This window comes from Amycolatopsis lexingtonensis (assembly GCF_014873755.1).
GTDB lineage: Bacteria > Actinomycetota > Actinomycetes > Mycobacteriales > Pseudonocardiaceae > Amycolatopsis > Amycolatopsis lexingtonensis.
The window spans coordinates 2160518-2183400 of sequence record NZ_JADBEG010000001.1; the positions used below are offsets into that span (position 1 = coordinate 2160518).

Here is a 22883-nt window from a genome sequence, read left to right on the forward strand (position 1 = left end):
CGCCCATCCCGCTTCCGAGGCGGCACCCGGTCGAGCATGACGCTCCCGCGTGCCACGACGCCCGGCGGGATATCCGCTTCTTCTCCTCCGGGCCCGGTGATGCGCAATGTCAACCCTTTTTCCCTTGCAGGCCAAGGACGTCGTCTTCGGCTACGGCACCCGCGTGGTGCTCGACGGCGTCTCGCTGACCGCGTCGGCCGGGCAGCGGCTCGGCCTCGTCGGCGAGAACGGCACCGGCAAGTCCACCCTGCTGCGCCTGCTCGCCGGGCTCGAAGAACCGCGCTCCGGCGAGGTGCTTCGCGGCCCCGACGTCGGGTTCCTGCTGCAGGAACTGCCGTTCGGCATGGACGCGACCTTCGCCGACGTGCTCGACGACGCCCTCGCCGAGATCCGAGCCGCCACCGCCCGCCTCGACGAGCTGACCGCGGCGATGACCGACCGGCCCGACGACGAAGCCGTGCTCGAGGAGTACGGCCGAGTCCTGGAATGGGCCCAGGCCCACGACCTCTGGGACGCCGACCGCCGCGCGAAGCTCGTCTGCGACGGGCTCGGCCTCGGCGGCGTCGAACCGGACCGGCGGCTCGGCACGCTCTCGGGAGGGCAGCGGTCCCGGCTCGGGCTGGCCGCGCTGCTCATCCGGCAACCGGCGACGCTCTTGCTGGACGAGCCGACCAACCACCTCGACGACTCGGCGATGGCGTTCCTCGAACGCCACCTCGCCGAGCTGACCGGGATAGTCGTGCTGTCCTCGCACGACCGGGTGTTCCTCGACGCCGTCTGCACCGACATCGTCGACCTCGACCCGGCCGCGGCGGACCGGCAGGCCGGCGGCGCGGTCCGCTACGGCGGCAGCTACTCCGACTACCTCGGCCACAAGAAGGCCGAGCGCGCGCGGTGGGAGCAGCGCTACGCCGAAGAACAGGAGGAGCTGAAGGAACTGCGGGAGACCGTCGCGGTCACCGCGCGGAACGTCGCCTACGGCCGCGGCCCGCGGGACAACGACAAGTTCATCCACCACTTCAAGGGCGCCCGCGTCCAGAAGACGATCTCGCGGCGGGTGCGCGACGCCGAGCAGCGACTGGAGAACCTGGAACGCGACCAGGTCCGCAAACCGCCGGCGCCGCTGCGGTTCCGGGCGGAGCTCACCGGCCGGGCGGCCGGCGAAGGGCCGGCGATTTCGGTGCGTGGACTGGAAGTCCCGGGCCGGCTGAGCCTGCCGCGGCTGGACGTCGAGGGTTCGGCGCGGCTGCTCGTCACCGGCGGGAACGGCGCCGGGAAGTCGACGCTGCTCTCGGTGCTGGCCGGCCGGCTGGCACCCGCCGCCGGGACGGTCCACTTCGGACACGGCGTGCGGGTCGGCTTGCTGGAGCAGGACGTCGCGTTCGCCGCACCGGAGCGGACCGCGTCCCGCGTCTACCGGGACGCCCTCGGCGAGGAGGCTCCCCCGCTGAGCCGGCTCGGCCTGCTGGCGTCGCGGGACCTCCGGCAGCCCGTCGGCGCGCTCTCGGTCGGCCAGCGGCGGCGGCTGGCGCTGGCGATCCTGCTCGCCGAACCGCCGGACGTGCTCCTGCTCGACGAGCCGACGAACCACATTTCGCTGACCCTGGCGGAAGCACTGTTCGCGGCCCTGGAGACGGCGCCGGGCGCGGTCGTCATCGCGTCCCACGACCGCTGGCTGCGCCGCGACTGGTCCGGCGACCACCTCGCCCTGGCCGACGGCCACCCCGCCGCCGTATAGGCCGTTATACAGAAGCCAGGAGCGGAGCTTTCACGTGAAAGCTCCGCTCCTGGTCCTCAGAGGGCGATGCCGAGGAGGGCGTCGACCGCGATGCGGACGAGGCCCGGGGCCGTGGGGTCGGTGCCGTCGCGACGGAGGGCCTCGGCAGCCCACGCGTCGATCGCGGCGAGGGCCTTCGGGGTGTCGAGGTCGTCCGACAGGTGGTCGCGCAGCCGGGAGATCGTGTCCTCGGCCGACGGCCCGGTGGCCAGCGAGACGGCTTCGCGCCAGCGCGCCAGCCGCGTCTCGGCCTCGGCCAGCAGCGAGTCCGTCCAGGGCCGGTCGGCGCGGTAGTGGCCGGCGAACAGGGCCAGCCGGATCGCGCCCGGGTCGACCTGGTCGGCCCGCAGCCGCGAGACGAACACCAGGTTGCCGCGGGACTTGGACATCTTCTCGCCGTCGAGGCCGATCATCCCGGCGTGGACGTAGTGGCGGGCGAACTGGCCGTCCTTGGCCACGGCTTCGGCGTGCGCCGCGCTGTACTCGTGGTGCGGGAAGATCAGGTCGGACCCGCCGCCCTGGAGGTCGAACCCGAGGCCGAGCCGGTTGACGGCGATCGCGCTGCACTCGATGTGCCAGCCGGGACGGCCGGGACCCAGCTCGGATTCCCACGACGGCTCGCCGTCGCGGGCGACGCGCCACAGCAGCGCGTCGAGCGGGTGGCGCTTGCCGGGGCGGTCGGGGTCGCCGCCGCGCTCGGCGAAGAACTTCGCCATCGTCGGCTCGTCGTAGTTCGACTCGTAGCCGAACTTGCCGGTCGCCGAGTGGTCGAAGTAGATGTCCGGGAACTCCGGGTCGTCCGCCCGGTAGGCGGCGCCGTTGGCCAGCAGCTTGGCGATGACCTCGACGATCTCCGGGATGCTCTCCACCGCGCCGACGAACTGCTGCGGCGGGACCACCCGCAGCGCCGTCATGTCCTCGCGGAACAGCGCCGTCTCGCGCATGCCCAGCACGACCCAGTCGTCCTTGTCCCGCTCGGCCCGCTCCAGCAGCGGCTCGTCGATGTCCGTCACGTTCTGCACGTAGTGGACGTCGTGGCCGTTGTCCCGCCAGATCCGGTTCACCAGGTCGAAAGCGAGGTACGTCGCGGCGTGCCCCAGATGCGTCGCGTCGTAGGGCGTGATGCCGCAGACGTACATCCGGGCGGTGGCGCCGGGCGCGGTCGGGCGGATCTGCCCGGTGGCCGTGTCGTGGAGCCGCAGCGGGCGGGGGGTGCCGGGGATGCGGGGCACGTCGACCGATGACCAAGTCTGCATACCCCGACTGTAAGCGCTGCCCCGCACACCCTCCCGCCCGGTGGGACTCCTCCCCCACGTGGCGGAGTCATTCCTCCCGGTGGGCCGCGTTCGCTTCGATGGCGTCACGGATGAACACGCCCACGCCGGGACGCTGCTCGTCGGCCCGGACCAGGAACTCCAGCTGCGCCGGCTCGGTGACGTACAACGCCCCGATCCGCCGCTGCGTCTCGTAGGAGCACTCGCCTATCACGCGGGACAGCATCTCCCGGTGTGCCTCGGCCAGTTCCCCGGCCTCGGGGCTGTCCGGCGCGCCGCCGGCGTCCAGGACGGCGCCGAGCCGCGCCACCCAGTCCTTCCGGGCGGCCTCACCGGCCGCCAGGTCCTCTTTCGACGGCGTCGCCGCGCCCCGCCACTCGGGGGTGTGCGCCCACCGGCGGGCGGCTTCCTCCGCATAGCCGTCCGGCTCGCGGAACCCGCCGAACACTTCGAACTTCTCTTCGGGCGTCAACGCGCTGCCCATGGCTCTCGCCTCCATCACGCGGTCGACGGCCGCGACCATCCGCCCGAGCTCCCCGATCCGCGCCACCAGCAGCTCCCGCTGCTTTTTCAGGTGCGCGTCGGCGTCGATGCCCGGGTCGTCGACGAGGGTCGCGATCGTCTCGAGGGGAAAGCCGAGCTCCCGGTAGAACAGGATCCGCTGCAGCCGGTCGAGGTCCTCGCCGGAGTAGCTGCGGTACCCGGACGCGGTCCGCCCGCTCGGGCTGAGCAGGCCGATCTCGTCGTAGTGGTGCAGCGTCCGGACGGTGATCCCGGCCAGTGCGGCGACCTTGCCCACCGGATGCCCCATCGTTCCCCTCCTCTTCGGTGGCCGTTCGGCCCTTGCGACGACCACGGTGCTGCCTGACGCGACGTGAGGGTCAAGCATCACCCTTCCGCAACCGCCGTCCGGCGGCACGCGCGATTAGCCTGGCCGGATGATCACCGGGCTCGTCGTCGGCGGCGCGGTCGTCGTGGTCGCGCTGGTCACGGCGGTCGTGCTGGTGCGGCGCCGTCCTCGTCCCCGGTTCGTCGCCGGCGCCGTCCCGCACGAGCCGATCGCCGCTGTGCCGCGCGCCACACTGCTGCCGAAGATCGACGAGACGTTCCGGACCGGCCGGTTCTGCGTCCTGCTCGGCCGCGGCGGGGTGGGCAAGACGCACGTCGCCGCCGCCTACGTCCGGGCCGCCCGCTCCCCGGTGGTCTGGGTGGCGGCCGAAGACCCGGCGGCTCCCGCTCGTGCCTTCGCCGCGCTGGCCCGGGGTTCCGACACCGAAGCGGCCGCCCGCGAGGGCCTGGCGTGGCTCGACGGCCTCGACGACGCCCTCGTCGTCTTCGACGGCGCGACCGACCCGGACGCGCTCAATCGCTGGCTTCCCGCCCGTGCCCGCGTCCTCGTGACGACGACGGTGCCGGACTTCGAAGTCCTCGGACCCACGCTCCCGGTGCCGGCGTTCACCGAGTCCGAAGCCGTCCACTTCCTGCGTGCGCGGTCGGGCCGCGACACCGCCCTGACCGACGTCGTGAGGGAACTCGGCGGCCTGCCACTGGCGCTCGCCCAGGCGGGCGGGGTGCTCCGGAGCGGGGGCACCCTCGACCGGCTGCAGCGGATCCCGCCGCTGGAACGGGACCCGGGCGAAGACCACTCGCCCTGCGTCGAAGACACGACGATAGCGGCATTGCGAGCGGTGGCGGCCCGGGACAGCCGGGCCGCGGCGGTCGCCGAATTGCTGGCCGTGCTCGGCCCGCCGGGTGTCCGGCTCGCGCTGGTCCACCGGGTGGGCCCGGACCCGGTGGCGGTGGACGCGGCGCTGGCCGGTCTCGCCGCGGCGTCCCTCACGGAGTCCGACCTCAGCGGCGACGTGGTGACGATGCACCGGCTGACCCGGCGCGCGATCCTCGGCCTGCTGCACACGGAGGACCGGCTGGCCGCGGCCCTGGATCGGGCGTTCGCCGTGGTGGACGGGGAGGACACCGGGGACCTCGCCAGCCACGCCGCCGCGTTGTGGCGGCACTTCCGGGCCCTGCCGTCGGCGGAAGCGGGCCCGCGGCTCGGGCCGGTCCTGCGGCTGCGGCGCCGTTCGGTGGACCTGCTCGTGGGCGAGGGCGCGCGCGGGCAGGCCCGTGCGCTCGGCGTGGAGGTGCTCGCCGACCACGAGGCGTACCTGCCCACCGGTCACGCCGACACGGCCCGCGCCGCGCGATCGCTACACCGGGCAGAGGAAGACCGGGCGGCCCACGGACGTCACCGACGAGGGCCGTGACGCTCAGCGGCGCCGGGTGCGCAGGTAGTCGCCCACCACCGCCGCGCCGAGGCCGTCCAGGTCCGGGGCCACCACGCGGCCGCCCGAGCGGCGGGCGATCAGGTCCACGAACGCCGTCAGCCTCGGGTCGTCACCCAGCCGGAACACCGAAATCGACGCACCCAGCTTCGCCAACCGATCCACTTCGGACAGTGTCTTGTGGAGCGTCCGGTCCTGCGGCGGGTAGTCGAAGACCGCCTCGCCGTCCGGTTCCAGGTGCGCGGTCGGCTCGCCGTCGGTCACCATCAGGACCACCGGTTGCGCGTCCGGGTGCCGCCGGAGGTGCTGGCCGGCCAGCAGCAGCCCGTGGTGGGCGTTCGTGCCCTGCTCCCACGCGCTCTCCAGCCCGATCAGCTCCGGCAGCTCCACCGGCATCGCGTAGCGGCCGAACGTGATCAGCTGCAGCGCGTCGTTGCGGAAACGCGTGCTGATCAGCTGGTGCAGGGCCAGCGCGGTGCGCTTCATCGGCAGCCAGCGGCCCTCCTGCACCATCGACCACGACGTGTCGACCAGCAGCGCGACCGCCGCCCGGGAGCGGTGTTCGGTCTCGACCACCTCGACGTCCTCGACGTCCAGCCGGACCTGGCGCTCCCCCACCGACACCGAACGCAGCACGGCGTTGCGGATCGTGCGGGGTACGTCCCAGGGCTGCATGTCCCCGAACCGCCACGGCCGCGACGCGCCGGTCGGTTCGCCCGCCGCGCCCGCCGATTCGGTCTCGCGATCGCCGGTCTTGCCGCGCAGCGCGTTCACGACGTCGGACAGCGCCGTCTCGCCCAGGCGCCGCAACGCCTTGGGCGACAACCGGAGCGTGCCGTCGGCCGCCCGCTCGAACAGGCCCTGGCGGCGCAACTCACGCTCCAGTTCGGACAGCCGCCGGGCGTCGACCCCGGCGTCCTTGCCGAGCTGCCGTTCGAGGGCCTCCAGGTCGATGTCGTCCAGGCTCGCGCCCGGGTAGGACTGGCCCAGCTGCTCGGCCAGCGCGTCCAGCTCCGCCAGGTCGGCCATCGCCTGCGCGCCTTCACCCATGCCGAGCGGGTTCTTGCCGCGGAAGCGCTCCGAGCCCGTCCAGTCCTCGCCCGGCCGCGCCGCGCGCAGCTGACTGTCCAGCTGGGACAGTTGCTGCGCGAGCCGCGGGTCGCCGAACGCCTGCTGAGTCAGCTCGGCGAGTTCGGCCCGCTGCTCGGCCGACATCGAGTTCAGCATCCGCTGCGCGGCCGCCGACCGCTCCGCGAGCGCGTCGATCAGCTCTTCGACGTTCCGCGGGTTCTCCGGGAAGAACTCGCCGTGCTTCGCCATGAAGTCCTCGAAGCGCTGCTGGACGTCGTCGGCGCCCTGGGCGTGCGCGGCGAGCAGGTCGTTGAGGTCGGAGAGCATCTCGTTGATCCGCTCGACGTCCTCGGGCCCGGCGTTCTGCAGCGCCTGCTTCATGCCCTGGAACCGCGACTCCATCAGCTCCTGGCCGAGCAGGTCGCGGATCTTCTGGTAGTTCTCCCGGCCTTGCTCCGAGCGCCAGTCGTAGTTCGCCAGCTCGTTGACCGCCGCCGCGGTGCCCGGCGGGAGCGCGTCCAGCTGGGCCTCGCGGAAGCGGGCGTCGTCGTCCGGGTCCGGGAACAGGTGCCGCCGTTCGGCGTCGAGGGCCTCCTGCAGCAGGCGCTGGACCTCCTGCAGGGTGCCGTCGAGGTTGTTGCGGCGCTGGATCTGCGACCGGCGCTGCCAGAGCCGCCGGGTCAGCTCGTCCAGGCCCGACGTGCGCTCGGTGCCGCGGCGCAGCAGCTCCTCCAGCGCGCCGCGCGGCGACGTCCCGGCCATCACGTCGCGGCCGATCTCGTCGAGCGCGTCGCGCAGGTCGGCCGGCGGCGCGAGCGGGTCCGGCCCGTCGTGCCACGGGCCGTAGGAGTAGCCGTCGGGGAGCGGGACCGCGGTCATCGGCCGTAGACGGTCGTCGCGTCGTCGGAGTCCTTGGCCAGCCGCCTGGCCAGGAACAGCGATTCGAGGGCGAGTTCGACGGCGGCCGCGATCCGCCCGGCGGGCTCGTCCGGGGCCACGCCCGCGCGCTGCGCGACCTCGTGCAGCACCGGCAGTTCCGGCAGCGCCGCGAGGACGTCCGTGGCCGGGACGCGCTCACCAGTGGCGACCAGGTGGCCCTCCTCGACGGCGTCGGCCAGCGGGCGCAGGTCGAGGCCGGCGAAGCGGGCACGGGCGGTCTCGGCGACCGCGCGGCGCATCAGGTGCACGAGGTGCTCGATCTCGCGGCCTTCCTCGCCGGGTTCGAACTCGATCTTGCCCCGCAGCACGGAGGGGACGGCGTCGAGGTCGACCGGCCGCGCCACGGCGGGTTCCTCACCGGTCAGCGCCGCGCGCCGCAGGGCCGCGGCCGCCACGGTTTCCGCCGCGGCGACGGCGAACCGCGCCGAGACGCCGGAGCGCTGGTCGATGACCGTCGATTCGCGGAGGTTCCGGACGAACCGGGCGAGGACCTCCAGCAGCGGCTCGCCGACCTCTGCGACGAGGTTCGCCTCCTGCCGGACGACCGCGACCTCCGCCTCGACGTCCAGCGGGTAGTGCGTGCGGATCTCCGCGCCGAAGCGGTCCTTGAGCGGGGTGATGATCCGGCCGCGGTTGGTGTAGTCCTCGGGGTTCGCGGTGGCGACGAGCAGAACGTCCAGCGGCAGCCGCAGCGTGTAGCCGCGGACCTGGATGTCGCGCTCCTCCATCACGTTGAGCAGCGCGACCTGGATGCGCTCAGCCAGGTCGGGCAGCTCGTTGATGGCGACGATGCCGCGGTGGGCGCGCGGGACCAGGCCGAAGTGGATGGTCTCGGGATCACCGAGGCTGCGGCCTTCGGCGACCTTCACCGGGTCGACGTCGCCGATCAGGTCACCCACCGAGGTATCCGGGGTGGCGAGCTTTTCGGTGTAGCGCTCGGAGCGGTGGCGCCAGGCCACCGGCAGGTCGTCGCCGAGCTCGGCGGCCCGGCGGATCGACGCGGGCGTGATCGGCTGGAGCGGGTGTTCGCCCAGCTCCGAGCCTTCGATGACGGGCGTCCACTCGTCGAGCAGGCCGGCGAGGGTGCGCAGCAGGCGGGTCTTGCCCTGGCCGCGTTCGCCGAGCAGGACGACGTCGTGGCCGGCCAGCAGCGCGCGTTCGAGCTGCGGCAGCACGGTGCGCGAGAACCCGACGATGCCGGGCCACGCGTCTTCGCCGTTCTTGAGGGCGGTCAGCAGGTTGTCGTGGATCTCTCGCGCGATCGGCCGCGGCTCGTACCCGGCCGCGCGCAGGGCCCCGGCGGTGCGGGGAAGAGCGTCTGGAACAGCGTTCACCTCCTCGACGCTACTGCCGGATCGGCGGTGCGTCGATGTGGAGCGACTCCAGCGTGGCCGCGCTCTGCCGGTGCGGGGCGAGCCGGTAAAATAGGGCGTCGTGTGCCGTCCCAGTGCGACTTTCGCGGTGTGGTCCAGCGCGTGGCTGAACGGAGCCGCCGCTTCCGACGATGTGCTCGACGCCCTGCTCGCGTGGGGTGAAGCCCACGACGTCGTGGCCGCCGACGCGGCCGCCGCGGAGGCGTTCGCGCTCCCGCTGGCCTTCAACCGGGCGGCCACCCCCGTCCAGCTGCTGATGGCGCTGCGTTCGCAGGGAGCGAAATCGCTCCAGCTGGTCCTGCCGGTCGCCGGCGACGTCCGCGGCCTCGGTGGCGGCGGCCCGTTCACCGAGGCGGCGTTGCGCGCGGGCGACGCGGTGGTGCTCGCGGACCTCGGCTTCGGCCTCGTGCCGGAGCCGATCGCCGAGGGCCTGGTCCGGTGGACCGTCTATTCGCTGGCTTCGCCCGCCCGGCCGGAGTACGTCGGCCTGGCCGACGCCGAGCACGGCCTGACCGACGCGATCCGCGCGAGCGCGGGCGCCCTCCAGGCGGCAGACGTCGCCTCGGACCGGCCGGGTGTCCGCGCGGAGCTGTCGGCGCACCTGCGCTCCCGTCCGACCGTCGACTGGCCGGCTGGGACGCCGGGGCGTGCCCTGCGGGTGCTGCAGCGGGCCGAGGAGATCGCGGCGATCCTGGTGGTCGCGTCGGCGGACGACCCGGGTGGCGCGTTGTCGGCCTCGGCGTCGACGCTGCGGGCGCAGGCGTTGCGGCCGCTGTCGGACGCGGTTCGTACCGCCCGCTGCGCCGCGGTCAACGAGGCGGTGCGGGTCTTCGCGGAACAGACGGCGCGCGAAGGCTGACAGCCATCGAAATCCGGCCTGCCCGGCCCGCCGAACTCGAAGCCGTTGCGCGGCCCCAAGCGCCCCAATGTGGCCTTCGGTGCGTCTCACGCACCCAAGGCGGCCTTCGGTGCGTCTGACGCAACCAAGGCCGCCTTGGGGCGCATTCCTGCGGCAAGCCCGCCTCAGCGAGCCGGGCGCTTCGCCGGTTCGCAGCAGCCGATCGCGCACGGGGCGCCGTTGACCGTGCAGCCCGCCGACGGGAACGGCGACAGCTTGCGCGGCTCGGCCCCGTGCGTGTGCTCGCGGATCAACTCCACCACCAGCTCGGCGAAGCGCGGGTCGCTGCCCGCGGTCGCCGCACGGGCGAAGGCCATGCCGTGTTCCGCCGCGCGTTCCGCCGCCTCGTTGTCCAGGTCCCAGATCACTTCGAGGTGATCGGAGACGAACCCGATCGGCGAGACGACCACCCCGGTGACCCCTCGGGCGTGCAACGCGTCGATGTGGTCGACGATGTCCGGCTCCAGCCACGGCACCTGCGGCGGCCCCGACCGCGACTGCCACACGACGTCGTATTCGGCGATCCCCGCTTCGGCCGCCACCAGGCGGGCCGCTTCGGCGATCTGCCGCGAGTACCGGTGACCGCCTTCCGCGGGCGGGCCGGACGCCTTGTCCGCGCTGTCAGGCACCGAGTGGGCAGTGAACACCGTGCGGATGCCGGGGGCGTTGCCGAGCGACGCGTGCGCCGCGCGCAGGCCGTCCGCGACCGCCGACACGAACAGCGGGTGGTCGAAGAACTGCCGCAGCTTCACCAGTTCGGGTGCCTCGGCGCCGACCGCGGCGCGGGCGCGCTCGATGTCCTCGTCGTACTGCCGGCACGCCGAGTAGCCGCCGTACGCGCTCGTGGGGAACACCAGGACCCGCTTCGCGCCCGCCGCCGTCAGCTCGGCGAGGGTGTCCTCGACCATCGGGTGCCAGTTGCGGTTGCCGAAGTGCACCGGGAGGTCGATTCCCGCGGCCGAGAGCTGCTTCTCGACCGCGGCCATCGCGTCACGGTTCAGCTTGTTGATCGGCGAAACGCCCCCGAAGTGCTGGTAGTGCTCGGCGACCTCGAGCAGCCGCTCCCGCGGCACGCCCCGGCCCCTGGTGACGTTTTCGAGGAACGGCATGACGTCGTCGGGCCCTTCCGGACCGCCGAACGAAAGCCACAGCAACGCGTCGTATCCCACCCCGTCATCTTGCCGATGTGGCGGCCCGCACGCTGACCCGGCCCAGTTGTGAATCGATCGGTACAAAACTCTGGTACGGTGTCCGCATGGCCAGGCCACGGGAGTTCGACGAAACCGCCGCCGTCGAGAAGGCGATGCACGCCTTCTGGGAGCACGGCTACGAAGCCACCTCGACGCAGGACCTCTGCGCGGCCACCGGGCTCGGGCGCAGCAGTGTCTACAACACCTTCACCAGCAAGCGGGCACTCTTCGGGCGGTCGCTCGCGCACTACACCAGCACCCAGCTCGGCAAGCGGCAAGCGGTCCTCGACGGCCCGGGCACCGCGGCCGAGCGGCTCACCGCGGTCCTCGACCAGGCCATCGAGGACGACCTCGAGCCACGCCGCCGCGGCTGCCTCGTGGTCAACACCCTGGCCGAACTCGGCGTGCCCGACGACGAAGTGGGCGCGGCACTGCGGAACGACACCGACCGCAACCTGGCCATGTTCGCCGAATGCGTCCGGGAAGGCGTGCTCGACGGCAGCCTCCGCGACAGCCTCGACCCCGCCGCGGTGGCGGAGTTCCTGCTCGGCACCACCTCCGGCCTGCGCGTGATGGCCCGCCGCGGCACGAGCCGCGACAGCATGCACGCCGTCGCCGACATCGCGCTTTCGGCGATCGTCGCCGGCTGACGAGTCCCCCAGCACGGCAAAAGTTCACCTTGCCGCAGTTTTGAACTGATCGATACACAACCAAGGAGGATCCGTGCCCCTGGCCGTCTTCGTCCTCGGGCTCAGCGTGTTCGCGCTGGGCACGTCCGAGTTCATGATCACCGGCCTGCTCCCCGGCATGGCCGCCGACCTGCACGTGAGCATCCCCGACGCCGGGCTGCTGATCTCGGCGTTCGCCATCGGCATGGTCGTCGGGGCGCCGCTGCTGGCGATCGGCACCCTCCGGCTCCCCCGCCGCCGGACGATGCTGGCCCTGCTCACGGTGTTCGCCGCGGCGCACGTCGTCGGCGCCCTCGCGGACGGGTACGCCGTCCTCTTCGCCACCCGGGTGATCGCGGCGCTGGCCTGTGCCGGGTTCTGGGCCGTCGCGCTGGCGACGACGATCGCGCTCGTGCCGGTCGAGCGGCGCGGACGGGCGATGGCGGTGCTGGTCGGCGGGCTGACCATCGCGAACATCGCCGGGGTGCCCGCCGGCACGTTCCTCGGCCAGCACGCGGGCTGGCGCACGGCGTTCTGGGCGGTGGCGGCGGTGACGGTGCTCGCGATCGCCGGCGTGGCGCTGCTGGTGCCGGAGACGACCGGCGGCGCGGTGGGCGTCCGCCGCGAGCTGCGGTTGTACCGCCGGGGACGGGTCTGGCTCGCGCTCGGCGTGATCGCCTTGTGCCAGGCCATGATCTTCGCCGCGTTCAGCTACCTGGCGCCGTTGCTGACCGAGACCGACGGCCTGCCCACGGAGTGGGTGCCCGGTGTCCTGGCGCTGTTCGGTGTCGGCGCGCTGATCGGGATCAGCGCCGGCGGCCGGCTGGCCGACCGGCGGCCGTTCGCCACGCTCTACGGCTGTCTCGCCCTCGCGCTGGCCGCCCTGCTCGTGCTCGCCGTCACCACCGACGCGCTGGTCGCCGTCGTGGCCGTGCTCGCCTTCGGCGTGGCCGGGTTCGGCGCCAACCCGGCGCTGAACCTGCGCGCCTACCAGGCCGCCGGCGACGCGCCGACGCTCGTCGGGGCCAGCACGACGTCGGCGTTCAACGTCGGCAACACCATCGGCCCGTGGCTGGGCGGCGTCGCGATCGACGCCGGGCTCGGCTTCCCGAGCGTCGCCTGGACCGGCATCCTGCTCGGCGCGGCGACCCTGGCCGCGCTCACGGCCGCGGCCGTCGTCCAGCGGAACGACGACCGCGAGCCGGTCGCGGTGTGAGGCTCAGACGCCGAGGAAGTGCACCCCGCCGTCGACCATGATCATCGACCCGGTGGTGGCGGGCAGCCAGTCCGACAGCACCGCGCAGACGCTCTTCGCCACCGGGTCCGGGTCCGTGCTGTCCCAGCCGAGCGGCGCGCGCTCGCCCCAGCCGTCCTCCAGGTCGACGAAGCCCGGGATGGACTTGGCCGCCATCGTCTTCATCGGACCCGCGCTGACCAGGTTGACGCGGATACCCTGCGGCCCCAGTTCCTTGGCCAGGTACCGGTTGACCGACTCGAGCCCGGCCTTCGCGACGCCCATCCAGTTGTAGACCGGCCACGCGACGCGCGCGTCGAAGTCCATGCCGACGTACGACGCGCCGCGCCCCATCAGCGGCAGGCACGCCTTCGCCAGCGACATGTACGAGTACGTCGAGATCTCGATCGCGGTCTTGACGTCTTCGGCGGGCGCGTCCAGGAACGGCGCGCCGAGGCAGGTCTGCGGGGCGAAGCCGATCGAGTGCAGCACACCGTCGAGGCCGTCGACGTGCTCGCGGACCTTGCCGGCGAGGCCGTCGAGGTGCTCCTGGTTCGTGACGTCCAGCTCGATCACGGGCGCCTCTTCGGGCAGCCGCTTCGCGATGCGCTCGACGAGCGACATGCGGCCGAAGCCGGTCAGCACCACCTTCGCGCCCTCCTGCTGCGCGATCTTGGCCGCGTGGAAGGCGAGCGAGGCGTCGGTGATGATGCCGGTGATCAGCAGGCGCTTGCCTTCGAGCAGTCCGGGCACGGGTCCTCCAAGTCTGGTACGGGGTAAGGGTTTCAGTGACCGAGGCCGAGGCCGCCGTCGACGGGCAGCACGGCCCCGTTGACGTAGCCGGCTTCCTCGGAAGCCAGGTACCGCACAGCGGCGGCGATCTCCGACGGCTCGGCGTACCGGCCGGCGGGCACCTGCGCGAGGATCTCCTTCTTGCGGTCCTCGGGCAGCTCGTCGGTCATGTCGGTGTGCACGAAGCCGGGCGCGATGACGTTCGAGGTGATGTTGCGCGAGCCGAGCTCCCGGGCCAACGACCGGGCGAACCCGACCAGCCCGGCCTTCGAAGCGGCGTAGTTCGCCTGCCCGGCCGAGCCGGAGAGGCCGACGACCGAGGAGATGAAGACGAACCGGCCCCACTTGCCGCGCAGCATCCCGCGCGAGGCGCGCTTCGCAACCCGGTAGGCGCCGGTCAGGTTGGCGTTGATGACGCGCTCGAACTGCTCGTCGCTCATCCGCATCAGCAGCGTGTCGTCGGTCAGGCCGGCGTTGGACACCAGCACCTCGACCGGACCCTGGTGCTCCTCGACGAGCTTGAAGGCGGCGTCGACCTGCTCGGTGTCGGTGACGTCCGCCTGCACCCCGAACAGCCCCTCGGGCGCTCCCGAACCACGGTGCGTGACGGCGACCTGGTGCCCCTGCTCCGCGAGGTCCCGGGCGATCGCCAACCCGATGCCCCGGTTGCCCCCGGTGACCAAGACCGACCGTCCCACAGTGTTCTCCCTCTTCGCCGACCGTGCGCTGATGTCGGGCACGAGGCTATCGGCAGTGCTCCCGGGTCGCGCAGGGTGTCTGGGCACGTGCGGGGGCGGGAGGCGAGGCCGGTTCGCGTTGGTGCGCGGGGACGTAAGAGGACGGTGAAAGTACCCGTCGGTAGGTGAACGGAGCGTGACGAAGGAGGGTGGGTGGGGGCCGATCGGAGCGCGGATGCGTTCTTGCTCTCACTTTTGGCGGGGTGCGATGTGGGCCACAGAGCGTCACCGGGATGGCTCAGCGATCCGGCGCACCGCTCGGTCGCGGCTGACCCGCGAGGCTCAGGAACGCGATCGCGGCGCCCATCTCGTCGACGCGGCGGACTTCGGCTTCACGCCGTCGAGGTCCGCTTCGAGCTGACCGAGGGGCGGGTGCCGGCTTGCTCGCCATCCCCGAGGGAGCCGAGGTCACCGTCCGGGACCGGGTGCTGCGGGCCGACGGGGTGGCGGTTCAGCTCTCGGTGTCGCGGCTCCCCCGCGTGCTGACCCGCGGGGCCCGGCGGTACGTACGCACGGCTGGAAGAAGCCGGGCACCCGATCGGCTCGTTCGCCGAACAAGTCGGCGCGCGGATACCGGCTTCCGCCGAGGCCGCGCAGCTCCACCTCGGCCCCGGCGCACCCGTCGTCACCATCACCCGCGTCGCCTACGCCGCCGACGGCACGCCGCTCGAAGTGAACGACATGGTCCTCGCCGCGGATCGCTACCAGCTGCACTACGAATGGCCCGCCGGCTGACCGCACCGACCGTCCTAAGGCGGTGTTAGGAACCCGCCGTCGACCTTGCTGCCCGCTCACGCCTTCGTCACCGTGAGTCGCAACACAGGAGGTCGACGATGACAACCCGGATCAGCCCCGCCGCCGGTGGGGCCGTGAGCGAGAAGCGCGTGATCGGCAACGTGCTCCGCGGCTCGATCGGCAACTTGGTCGAGTGGTACGACTGGTACGCCTACGCCGCGTTCACCACCTACTTCGCCAAGTCCTTCTTCCCGACGACCGACACCACGGCCGCGTTCCTGGGGACCGCCGCCGTGTTCGCCGTCGGGTTCCTCATGCGGCCGCTGGGCGGGTGGATGCTCGGGCGGTTCGCGGACAAGTTCGGGCGGCGCAGCGCCCTCGTGCTGTCGGTGACCCTCATGGCCGGCGGGTCGCTGCTCATCGCCGTGACGCCGAGCTATCACACGATCGGGATCGCCGCGCCGATCCTGTTGCTCGTCGCGCGGCTGATCCAGGGCCTGTCGGTCGGCGGCGAGTACTCCACCTCCGCCACGTACCTGTCCGAAGTGGCCACTCCCGGCAAGCGCGGCTTCTACTCGAGCTTCCAGTACGTGACGCTCTACGGCGGCCAGCTCCTCGCCCTCGGCCTCCAGCTGATCCTGCAGGCGATCCTCACCGAGCAGCAGCTGACGTCGTGGGGCTGGCGGATCGCGTTCGGCGTCGGCACGGTCGCCGCGCTCAGCGTGATGTGGCTTCGCCGAGGGATGGACGAATCGGCGAGCTACACGCGCGAAGCCGGCGAAGGCAAGGGAAGCGAACGCGGCACGCTGCGCACCCTCGCCAAGTACCCCAAGGAGATCGCGCTCGTCGTCGGCCTGACCCTCGGCGGCACGGTCGGCTTCTACACCTTCGCCACCTACAGCCAGAAGTTCCTCGAGAACACCGCGCACATCCCGCGGCGGCAGGTCACCATCGTGCTGTTCTGCGCGATCCTCGTCGCGGCGATCCTGCAGCCGCTGGCCGGCCGGCTGTCCGACCGGATCGGGCGCCGGCCGCTGCTGCTGTTCTTCGGCGTCGGCGGCACGCTGCTCACCGTCCCGATCATGACGGTGATGGGGTCGACCCGGAACCCGGTCGGCGCGTTCTTCCTCGTGCTCGCCGGGCTGGTGATCGTCGCCGGGTACACCTCGATCAACGCGATCGTGAAAGCCGAACTGTTCCCGACGAAGATCCGCGCGCTCGGCGTCGGCCTGCCCTACGCGCTGACCGTGGCGATCTTCGGCGGCACCGCCGAGCTCATCGCGCAGGCCCTGAAGAGCGCCGGGCACGAAACGGTCTTCTTCTGGTACGTCGCGGGCTGTGTCCTGGTCTCCCTGATCGTCTACGGCACAATGCGGGAAACCTCCAAGACCTCGGAGCTGGAAGACCGCTGACAAGGGGATGACCGTGCGCGTGCTCCTCGTCGAAGACGACGCGGGTGTCGCCGGCGCGCTCGCCGAGTCGCTGCACGCGCGCGGTCATCCCGTCACCAGCGTCGGCCGCGGGGCCGACGCCCTGCACCGCCACCGCGACGCCGAGCTCGTGCTCCTGGACCTCGGGCTGCCCGACCTCGACGGCCTGGACGTCCTCCGCAAGATCCGGGCGGTCTCGCCGGTCCCGGTCATCGTCCTGACCGCCCGCGGCGACGAGCGGTCCGTCGTCCGCGGGCTGCGGCTCGGCGCCGACGACTACCTGACCAAGCCGGTACGGCTCGCCGAGCTGCTGGCGCGGATGGACGCCGTCGTGCGGCGCGCGGTCGCCCGGGACGTACCAGCCGGGGACGTCGTGCGCGTCGAGGACGTCGAGATCGACCTCGGGGCCCGCCGGGTGCTCGTCGCCGGGCAGGACGCCGGGCTCACCACCAAGGAGTTCGAGATCCTCGCCGTGCTCGCGGCCCGGCCCGGCACCGCGGTCAGCCGCCAGCAGCTGATGGACGAGGTCTGGGGCGACGCCTACCTCGCGGTGTCGCGCTCGCTCGACGTCCACCTGACCGGCCTGCGCGCGAAACTCGACCGGCCCGGGCTGCTCACCACCATCCGCGGCTTCGGCTACCGGCTCGGCCGGGACTGACGCCGTGCGCGCCCGGCTGCTGGTGGTCCTGGTGGCCCTCGCGCTCGCGGTCGTCGCCGCGTTCGCCGTGCCGCTGCTGACCGCCACCGCGGAGCAGCGCACCCAGCAGCTGGTCATCTCCCGCACCGCCGACGTCGACCGGTTCGTCGTGCTGGCCCAGCAGGCCGTGGACACCCGCGACCCGGCGGCCCTCGCGGCCGACGCGGCGCGCTACGCCGAGCTCTACGGCGAAGGCGTGGTCATCGTCGACGCCCGGCGCGTCCCGCTGGTGCAGGCGGGCGGGCTGACCGCGGCCGACCCGGCGGTGCACGCGCTGGTGGAAGCGACCATGCGCAACGAGCCGGCGCCGCGCGTCGACGGGCTCTCGCCGTGGTCGGCCGAACCCGCCTACTTCGCCCGCCCGGTCGGCACCGCCACCCGCGTCTCCGGCGTGGTCGTGCTGCGCGCGTCGGTGACGGCGGCGGCCGCGGACGTCGCCACCCGCTGGGGCACCATCGGCGCCGGGGCGCTGCTGGTCGCGGTGGTGTTCGTGCTGCTGGCAGTGGTGCTCGCCCGGTGGATGGTGCGGCCGCTGCACGAGCTGGAGACCGGCGTACTGGCCGTCGCCGCCGGGCACCGCGCGCACGTCCCGGAACGCGCCGGGCCGCGCGAGCTGCGGTCGCTGGCGGCCGAGGTCAACCGGATGTCCGAAGCCGTCCTCGAGGCCGCCGACCAGCAGCACCGGCTCGTCGCCGACGCCTCGCACCAGCTGCGGAACCCGATGGCCGCGCTGCGGCTGCGCGTCGACTCGCTCGCCCACCAGGTCGAAGGCGACGGCGCCACCTACCGGGCCACCGTGGCCGAGGTCGAACGCCTGGAGAAGCTCCTCGACGGGCTGCTGGCCCTCGCGCTCGCCGAGAGCACCGCGACGCGCGTCGCGGCCGGCGGCGCCGACGAGGCGTGCGACCTCGCGTCCGTGCTCGCCGAACGCGTCGACGCCTGGCGCCCGGCCGCCGACGACGCCGGTGCGGTGCTCGTGCCGCCCCCGGGCCACGATGAGCCGGTCACCGTGCGCTGCCCGGAAGGCGAACTCGCGCAGATCCTCGACGTGCTGCTCGACAACGCCGTCCACTACGCCGGTCGCGGCGCGAAGATCACGACGGACTGGAAAGCCGGTGCGGAAACCGCGACCCTCGTCGTCCGCGACGACGGCCCCGGACTGTCCACTGAGGACCGGGCGCGGGCCACCGAACGGTTCTGGCGCGCGGGCGGCGAAGGCGCCCCGCGCGGCACCGGCCTCGGGCTGGCCATCGCGCACCAGCAGGTGCGCACCCGCGGCGGTGTCATGGAACTGCGCCAGGCCCTCCCCCGAGGCCTGGAAGTCCGGGTCACGCTGCCGCTGCAGGAGGGGCCATGACCACCACGCGGCGCACCGCCCTGCTCGGCGGCCTCGGGCTCGCGCTGGCCGGGTGTTCGACGGCCGGGTACCGCGGCCCGGAGCGGACGGTCACCATCGCGGCCGGCGAACGCGGCGGCTTCTACCTCGCCTTCGCCGAACTGCTCGCGGCCGAGCTCAGCCGCGCGGAACCGCTGCTGCACGCCACTGCTGTGCCGACCGAGGCCAGCGTCGCGAACGTCGGCCTCGTCCACCAGGGGCAGGCCGACCTCGGGTTGGTGCTCACCGACGTCGCGCAGACGGCGTTGAACGGCGCTCCGCCTTTCGGCGCGAAGGTGCCGCTGCTCGCGCTCGGCCGGGTCTACGAGAACTACCTGCAGCTGGTGGTGCGCGCGGACGGGCCGGTGCGCCGCCTGGCCGACCTCGCCGGCCGTCCGGTGTCGCTGGGCGCGGGCGGTTCGGGCGCCGCCCAGCTCGGCGAGCGCCTGTTCGCGAAGGCCGGGGTCGCGGTCGACGCCCGGCACCTGCTGTTCGACGACGCCGTCCGCGCGCTGGCCGGCCGCCGGATCGACGCCATGCTGTGGTCCGGCGGCGTGCCGACGCCCAAGCTCGCCGAACTCACCCGCACCACCCCGATCTCGCTGCTGCCCCTGGATTCGGTGGTGCCCGCGCTGCGCGCCACGTACGGCCCGGTGTACGACCAGGTCCAGGTGCCCGACGGCGCGTACCGCGGGGTCGGCGCGCTGGGCACGATCGGCGTCGCGAACCTGCTGGTCTGCTCCCCCGCGCTGCCCGGCGACGTCGCCGCGGCGGTCATCCGGCTGCTCGTCGAACGGGCCACCGCGCTGGTGCCCGCCGAAGCCGTCGGAACGCAGTTCCTTGACGTGCGCACGCTGATCGGCACGCAGCCGGTCCCCCTGCAGCCGGGTGCGGCGGCCGCGTACCGGGCGCTGCACGGCTGACCGCTAGATTGGGCTCGTGACCGAACCCCGCCGACCGATCGTCGAGATGCCGCTGCGCGTGCGCTACCACGAGTGCGACGGCCAGGGCATCGTCTTCAACGCCCACTACCTGGCCTATGTGGACATGTGCGCGTTCGAGGCGGAGAAGGCGCTGTTCGGTTCGCACGACGAGTTCCTCGCCCACCGCGTCGACGTCGTGGTCGCGGAGGCGAACCTGAAGTTCCGCGCGCCCGCGCGCTACGACGAAGAACTCGTCGTTTCGCAGTACCTGAACCACCTCGGCACGACGTCGCTGATCTTCGACTTCGAGATCCACCGCGGCGAGACGCTCGTGCAGGCGGCGAACGTCCGCTACGTCTTCATCGATCCGGCGACCCTGCGCCCGACACCGCCACCCGACGCGGTCCGCAAGGTCTACGCGGCCCTGCTCGAAGACTGAGCCGTGTTCCGCGTTCTCTTCTACCACCCCGAAATCCCGCCGAACACGGGCAACGCGATCCGCCTGGCCGCCAACACCGGCTGCGAGCTGCACCTGGTCGAGCCGTTGGGGTTCACGTTGGAGGACAAGCAGTTGCGCCGCGCGGGGCTCGACTACCACGACCTCGCCCGGGTGCACGTCCACGCTTCGCTGTCCGCCGCTTGGGAAGTGCTGCTGCCGGCGAAGGTGTACGCGTTCAGTGCGGCGGCGACCCGGCTGTACACGGATGTCGCGTACGGGCCGGGAGACGTGCTGCTGTTCGGGCCCGAGTCGGTCGGGCTGTCGGCGTCGGTGCAGGAGGCGCCCGAGGTGACCGACCGCGTGCGGCTGCCGATGCTGCCGACCAGCCGGTCGCTGAACCTGGCCAACACAGCGGCGATCACGGTCTACGAAGCCTGGCGGCAGAACGGCTTCGCGGGTACTGACTAGTCGTCGTTGCCGAGGACGCGCTTGCGGCGGGCGAGGATGTCTTCGTTCAGCTCACGGGCCCGCTGATGCTCGCCCAGGTTGCTGAGGTCGGCGGCGAGGTTGCCGGCGAGGATGAGGGTGTCGGGGTGGTCCTCACCGAGGACACGTTTGGCGCGGGCGAGGGTATCTTCGTCCAGGTCGCGGGCCCGCTGGTGTTCGCCAAGCGCCCGGAGGTCGGCGGCGAGGTGGCTGGCGTCGATGAGGGTGTCGGGGTGGTCATCGCCGAGGACCCGTTTGGCGCGGGCGAGGGTATCTTCGTGCAGTTCGCGGGCCTGCTGGAGTTCGCCTACGTCCCTGAGGTCGGCGGCGAGTCTGTTGGCGGAGATGAGGGTGTGGGGGTGGTCGTCGCCGAGCACGCGTCGGCGGCGAGCGAGAGTGTCCTCGTTCAGCTCACGAGCCCGCAGATGCTCGCCCAAGCTGCCGAGGTCGACGACGAGGTTGTTGGCGGTGCTGAGGGTGTCGGGGTGGTCGTCGCCGAGCACGCGTCGGCGGCGAGCGAGAGTGTCCTCGTTCAGCTCACGAGCCCGCAGATGCTCGCCCAAGCTGCCGAGGGCGAGGGCGAGGTTGCTGGCGGTGGTGAGGGTACTGGGGTCGTCGTGGCCGAGGACGCGTCGGCTGCGAGCGAGGGTGTCTTCATTGAGCTCACGAGCCTGCTCATGCTCGCCCAGGCTGCCGAGGGCGAGGGCGAGGTTGCTGGCGGTGATGAGAGTGTGGGGGTGGTCCTCGCCGAGGAGATCCCTGCGAAGTACGTACGCCCGCTGAAGTAGTGGCAGTGCGGCGCGGGGCTCACCACGGGTGTGAAGGTAGGACGCGGTGCGGTCGAGCAAGTAGGCGACTTCGCCCGCTGCCGGCTGCCATGCGCGGTGGGGATCACACACGACCAGCAGATGCGGGAGCAGCTCTCGCCAGCGCGGCCAGCTCGGCGGGTTGACCCACGGATTGTCGGGCAGACCAGCGTCTAGCAGCCGGACTGCGGTGACCGGCCAGGTCGAGTCTCGGTCGTCCTCGGTAACGACGTCGTCGCGGGTGCGGGCCCGCAGCAGGGCGGCGGGGACCCGGTGGAGCTGGATGGTCGTGGTGGTGACCTCGGCCATGCCGCGGCTGCGCAGGGCGGCCGTGACGTCGGCGAAGGCCAGCGGATCCCGCGCAGCGGCCCCGCCATCGCCCTGCTGATGGGTCAGCAACGTGAGCGGCACCGGCTCAGGGGCCAGCCACGCCACCAAGGTGAGGATGTTCAGCGCGGCGGGATTCTCCCGGGCGAGCTGGTCGAACGACACCGTCCACGCCGCGGCCAGCGAGACGGGGTAGCCGCTGCCCTTCTCGTGGCGGCCCATCAGTTCATGGCCGCGCTCGACGAGCAGTTCGAGGTATCTCTCGACGGTCAGGCTGCTTGTGGCCAGCAGGCGTGCTGCCTGGTTGACGGCCAGGGGCAGGTCGCCGACGGCCTCGGCAATACGGTCAGCGTCGGTTTCGCTGAGCCGGGAACAGCGGGTTCGCAGCAACTGCACCGACTCGGGACGACTGAATTCCCGCACCGGCAACGCGGCACCGATGTCGTCCCAGTCGGGGTTCCGCGAGGTGATGATCACGTGCCCGTCCCCGGCGGGCAGCAGCGGTCGCAGGGCCGCGGGGTCTTCGGCGTTGTCGAACACCACCAGCCACCGCCCGCGCGACTGCAGTGCCCCGCGCAACCGGGCCAGTACGACAGCGGGCGAGTCCTTCTCGGTCGCCAGATCCAGCGCCTGGGCGAGATCGACCAGGTGGCTGGTGACGAGAGCCGGGTCTTCGGCGGGAATCCACCAGGCCACGTCGTAGTCCTCGGCGTAGCGATGGGCGTATTCGATCGCGGTGGTGGTCTTGCCGACCCCGCCCATCCCGTTGAGCGCCTGAACCACCGCCGGCTGCCCCGAAGACAACGCCGCCCGCAGCCCGGCCAGCAGCTCGTCGCGGCCGGTGAACGTAGCCGTGCGGGCGGGGATGTTCGAGATCCGGCCGGCGAGCTTCGATGCCTCTCGGGAACGTGGGACCCGATTCAGCGCCCGCTCCAGCTTGGTCGCCAGTTCGTGGGGCGAGGACACCTTGGTGATGGTGAGACCGCTGTCTGGCAGCCGTTTGCGGAACGCCTCCTGCCGGGCCCCGTACTCCAGGTCCCGGATCAGCGCCGGTGGTCCTTCGGTGTCCTCGGCCAGCACGAACACCAGCCGCTCCATGCCGGTGGCGGTGGCGATCTCGAATTCCTGCTCGCAGTAGGAGACCTCCGGACGGCCCCGCACCGGTGTGCCGTACCGAAACCCGGCGATCAGGACGTAGATGTCGGCCTCGGCCAGCATCTCCTGGTCGAGTTGCTCGGGTGTCGCGTCCCGGGCGGTAAAGGCGGACATGTCCACCACCGCATCCCCCGCCGCGGCCACCGCGTCCTTCGCCGCTGCCACGAACGACCGCGGCTTCGGCCACTCGCCCAGCTCGCTGGTGTGGCTGAGGAACACCCGCCGCGCCTGCTCCCCGACTGCCAACCCCCGTCTCCTCACGTTCGCCGTACCTG

20 protein-coding genes are annotated in these 22883 nt (G+C 72.5%); 12 read left to right on the forward strand and 8 right to left on the reverse strand.

The window, feature by feature from the left end; translation table 11 throughout:
- Positions 1 to 106: 106 nt before the first annotated feature.
- Positions 107 to 1738, forward strand: a complete 1632-nt coding sequence (locus tag H4696_RS10115; protein ID WP_086856022.1) for an ABC-F family ATP-binding cassette domain-containing protein — start codon at positions 107 to 109, stop codon at positions 1736 to 1738.
- 56 nt (positions 1739 to 1794) lie between these two features.
- Here H4696_RS10115 and mshC read toward each other — a convergent pair whose 3' ends face one another.
- A complete protein-coding gene (gene mshC / locus H4696_RS10120; protein WP_086856023.1) occupies positions 1795 to 3033 on the reverse strand; it encodes a cysteine--1-D-myo-inosityl 2-amino-2-deoxy-alpha-D-glucopyranoside ligase in 1239 nt (412 codons plus the stop codon).
- Between the two features lie 67 nt (positions 3034 to 3100).
- Complete coding sequence (locus H4696_RS10125; protein WP_086856024.1) at positions 3101 to 3862, reverse strand: MerR family transcriptional regulator; 762 nt, start codon at positions 3860 to 3862, stop codon at positions 3101 to 3103.
- Positions 3863 to 3989: 127 nt separating this feature from the next.
- Here H4696_RS10125 and H4696_RS10130 point away from each other — a divergent pair, with 127 nt between their 5' ends.
- Complete coding sequence (locus H4696_RS10130; protein WP_086856025.1) at positions 3990 to 5315, forward strand: hypothetical protein; 1326 nt, start codon at positions 3990 to 3992, stop codon at positions 5313 to 5315.
- Positions 5316 to 5318: 3 nt separating this feature from the next.
- Here the strand turns inward: H4696_RS10130 and H4696_RS10135 are convergent, their stop codons facing one another.
- Positions 5319 to 7283: a vWA domain-containing protein gene (locus H4696_RS10135; RefSeq protein WP_086856026.1), complete on the reverse strand. Its 1965-nt coding sequence runs from the start codon at positions 7281 to 7283 to the stop codon at positions 5319 to 5321.
- Positions 7280 to 8677, reverse strand: coding sequence for an ATP-binding protein (locus tag H4696_RS10140; RefSeq protein WP_086856027.1), 1398 nt, complete (start codon positions 8675 to 8677; stop codon positions 7280 to 7282). Before H4696_RS10140 ends, H4696_RS10135 begins: the two co-directional genes overlap by 4 nt.
- Before the next feature lie 100 nt (positions 8678 to 8777).
- Between H4696_RS10140 and H4696_RS10145 the strand changes: the two genes are divergently transcribed.
- Positions 8778 to 9575 (forward strand): hypothetical protein, encoded by a 798-nt coding sequence (locus H4696_RS10145; RefSeq protein WP_086856028.1) that lies wholly within the window; start codon positions 8778 to 8780, stop codon positions 9573 to 9575.
- Between the two features lie 164 nt (positions 9576 to 9739).
- Here H4696_RS10145 and H4696_RS10150 read toward each other — a convergent pair whose 3' ends face one another.
- Positions 9740 to 10783, reverse strand: coding sequence for a ferrochelatase (locus H4696_RS10150; RefSeq protein WP_086856029.1), 1044 nt, complete (start codon positions 10781 to 10783; stop codon positions 9740 to 9742).
- An 86-nt stretch (positions 10784 to 10869) separates the two neighbouring features.
- Here H4696_RS10150 and H4696_RS10155 point away from each other — a divergent pair, with 86 nt between their 5' ends.
- Positions 10870 to 11454 carry a TetR/AcrR family transcriptional regulator gene (locus tag H4696_RS10155; protein ID WP_086856030.1) on the forward strand — a complete coding sequence of 195 codons (585 nt, stop codon included), beginning with the start codon at positions 10870 to 10872 and terminating at the stop codon, positions 11452 to 11454.
- 73 nt (positions 11455 to 11527) lie between these two features.
- On the forward strand, positions 11528 to 12688 hold the full coding sequence (locus tag H4696_RS10160) for a Cmx/CmrA family chloramphenicol efflux MFS transporter (RefSeq protein WP_086856031.1): 1161 nt from the start codon (positions 11528 to 11530) through the stop codon (positions 12686 to 12688).
- Between the two features lie 3 nt (positions 12689 to 12691).
- Here the strand turns inward: H4696_RS10160 and fabI are convergent, their stop codons facing one another.
- Positions 12692 to 13459, reverse strand: coding sequence for an enoyl-ACP reductase FabI (fabI, locus tag H4696_RS10165; protein ID WP_086856032.1), 768 nt, complete (start codon positions 13457 to 13459; stop codon positions 12692 to 12694).
- A 32-nt stretch (positions 13460 to 13491) separates the two neighbouring features.
- Positions 13492 to 14196: a beta-ketoacyl-ACP reductase gene (gene fabG, locus H4696_RS10170; protein WP_086856033.1), complete on the reverse strand. Its 705-nt coding sequence runs from the start codon at positions 14194 to 14196 to the stop codon at positions 13492 to 13494.
- A 576-nt stretch (positions 14197 to 14772) separates the two neighbouring features.
- Between fabG and H4696_RS51500 the strand changes: the two genes are divergently transcribed.
- The 7 genes from H4696_RS51500 (at position 14773) to H4696_RS10205 (ending at position 20302) form a co-directional block, all read left to right on the forward strand.
- Positions 14773 to 14970, forward strand: coding sequence for a UTRA domain-containing protein (locus H4696_RS51500; protein WP_420831557.1), 198 nt, complete (start codon positions 14773 to 14775; stop codon positions 14968 to 14970).
- A 98-nt stretch (positions 14971 to 15068) separates the two neighbouring features.
- Positions 15069 to 16382, forward strand: coding sequence for an MFS transporter (locus tag H4696_RS10180; protein ID WP_086856034.1), 1314 nt, complete (start codon positions 15069 to 15071; stop codon positions 16380 to 16382).
- Between the two features lie 7 nt (positions 16383 to 16389).
- Positions 16390 to 17058 (forward strand): response regulator transcription factor, encoded by a 669-nt coding sequence (locus H4696_RS10185; RefSeq protein WP_086856035.1) that lies wholly within the window; start codon positions 16390 to 16392, stop codon positions 17056 to 17058.
- Positions 17059 to 17062: 4 nt separating this feature from the next.
- The gene (locus H4696_RS10190) at positions 17063 to 18454 is read left to right on the forward strand and encodes a sensor histidine kinase (RefSeq protein ID WP_086856036.1); all 1392 of its coding nucleotides are present in this window, start codon (positions 17063 to 17065) and stop codon (positions 18452 to 18454) included.
- On the forward strand, positions 18451 to 19395 hold the full coding sequence (locus H4696_RS10195) for a TAXI family TRAP transporter solute-binding subunit (protein ID WP_086856037.1): 945 nt from the start codon (positions 18451 to 18453) through the stop codon (positions 19393 to 19395). The genes H4696_RS10190 and H4696_RS10195 overlap by 4 nt, the downstream gene beginning before the upstream one ends.
- A 16-nt stretch (positions 19396 to 19411) precedes the next feature.
- Positions 19412 to 19834 (forward strand): acyl-CoA thioesterase, encoded by a 423-nt coding sequence (locus tag H4696_RS10200; RefSeq protein ID WP_086856038.1) that lies wholly within the window; start codon positions 19412 to 19414, stop codon positions 19832 to 19834.
- A 3-nt stretch (positions 19835 to 19837) separates the two neighbouring features.
- Positions 19838 to 20302, forward strand: coding sequence for a tRNA (cytidine(34)-2'-O)-methyltransferase (locus H4696_RS10205; protein ID WP_086856039.1), 465 nt, complete (start codon positions 19838 to 19840; stop codon positions 20300 to 20302).
- Here the strand turns inward: H4696_RS10205 and fxsT are convergent.
- Positions 20299 to 22854, reverse strand: coding sequence for an FxSxx-COOH system tetratricopeptide repeat protein (gene fxsT / locus H4696_RS10210; protein WP_086856040.1), 2556 nt, complete (start codon positions 22852 to 22854; stop codon positions 20299 to 20301). The two genes, H4696_RS10205 and fxsT, sit on opposite strands and share 4 nt — an antisense overlap.
- Between the last annotated feature and the right edge of the window lie 29 nt (positions 22855 to 22883).

Coding starts and splice junctions, on each gene's coding strand:
- H4696_RS10115 (WP_086856022.1), top strand. CDS start 107: ATGTCAACCCTTTTTCCCTTGCAGGCCAAGGACGTCGTCTTCGGCTAC.
- mshC (WP_086856023.1), bottom strand. CDS start 3,033: ATGCAGACTTGGTCATCGGTCGACGTGCCCCGCATCCCCGGCACCCCC.
- H4696_RS10125 (WP_086856024.1), bottom strand. CDS start 3,862: ATGGGGCATCCGGTGGGCAAGGTCGCCGCACTGGCCGGGATCACCGTC.
- H4696_RS10130 (WP_086856025.1), top strand. CDS start 3,990: ATGATCACCGGGCTCGTCGTCGGCGGCGCGGTCGTCGTGGTCGCGCTG.
- H4696_RS10135 (WP_086856026.1), bottom strand. CDS start 7,283: ATGACCGCGGTCCCGCTCCCCGACGGCTACTCCTACGGCCCGTGGCAC.
- H4696_RS10155 (WP_086856030.1), top strand. CDS start 10,870: ATGGCCAGGCCACGGGAGTTCGACGAAACCGCCGCCGTCGAGAAGGCG.
- H4696_RS10180 (WP_086856034.1), top strand. CDS start 15,069: ATGACAACCCGGATCAGCCCCGCCGCCGGTGGGGCCGTGAGCGAGAAG.
- H4696_RS10185 (WP_086856035.1), top strand. CDS start 16,390: ATGACCGTGCGCGTGCTCCTCGTCGAAGACGACGCGGGTGTCGCCGGC.
- H4696_RS10195 (WP_086856037.1), top strand. CDS start 18,451: ATGACCACCACGCGGCGCACCGCCCTGCTCGGCGGCCTCGGGCTCGCG.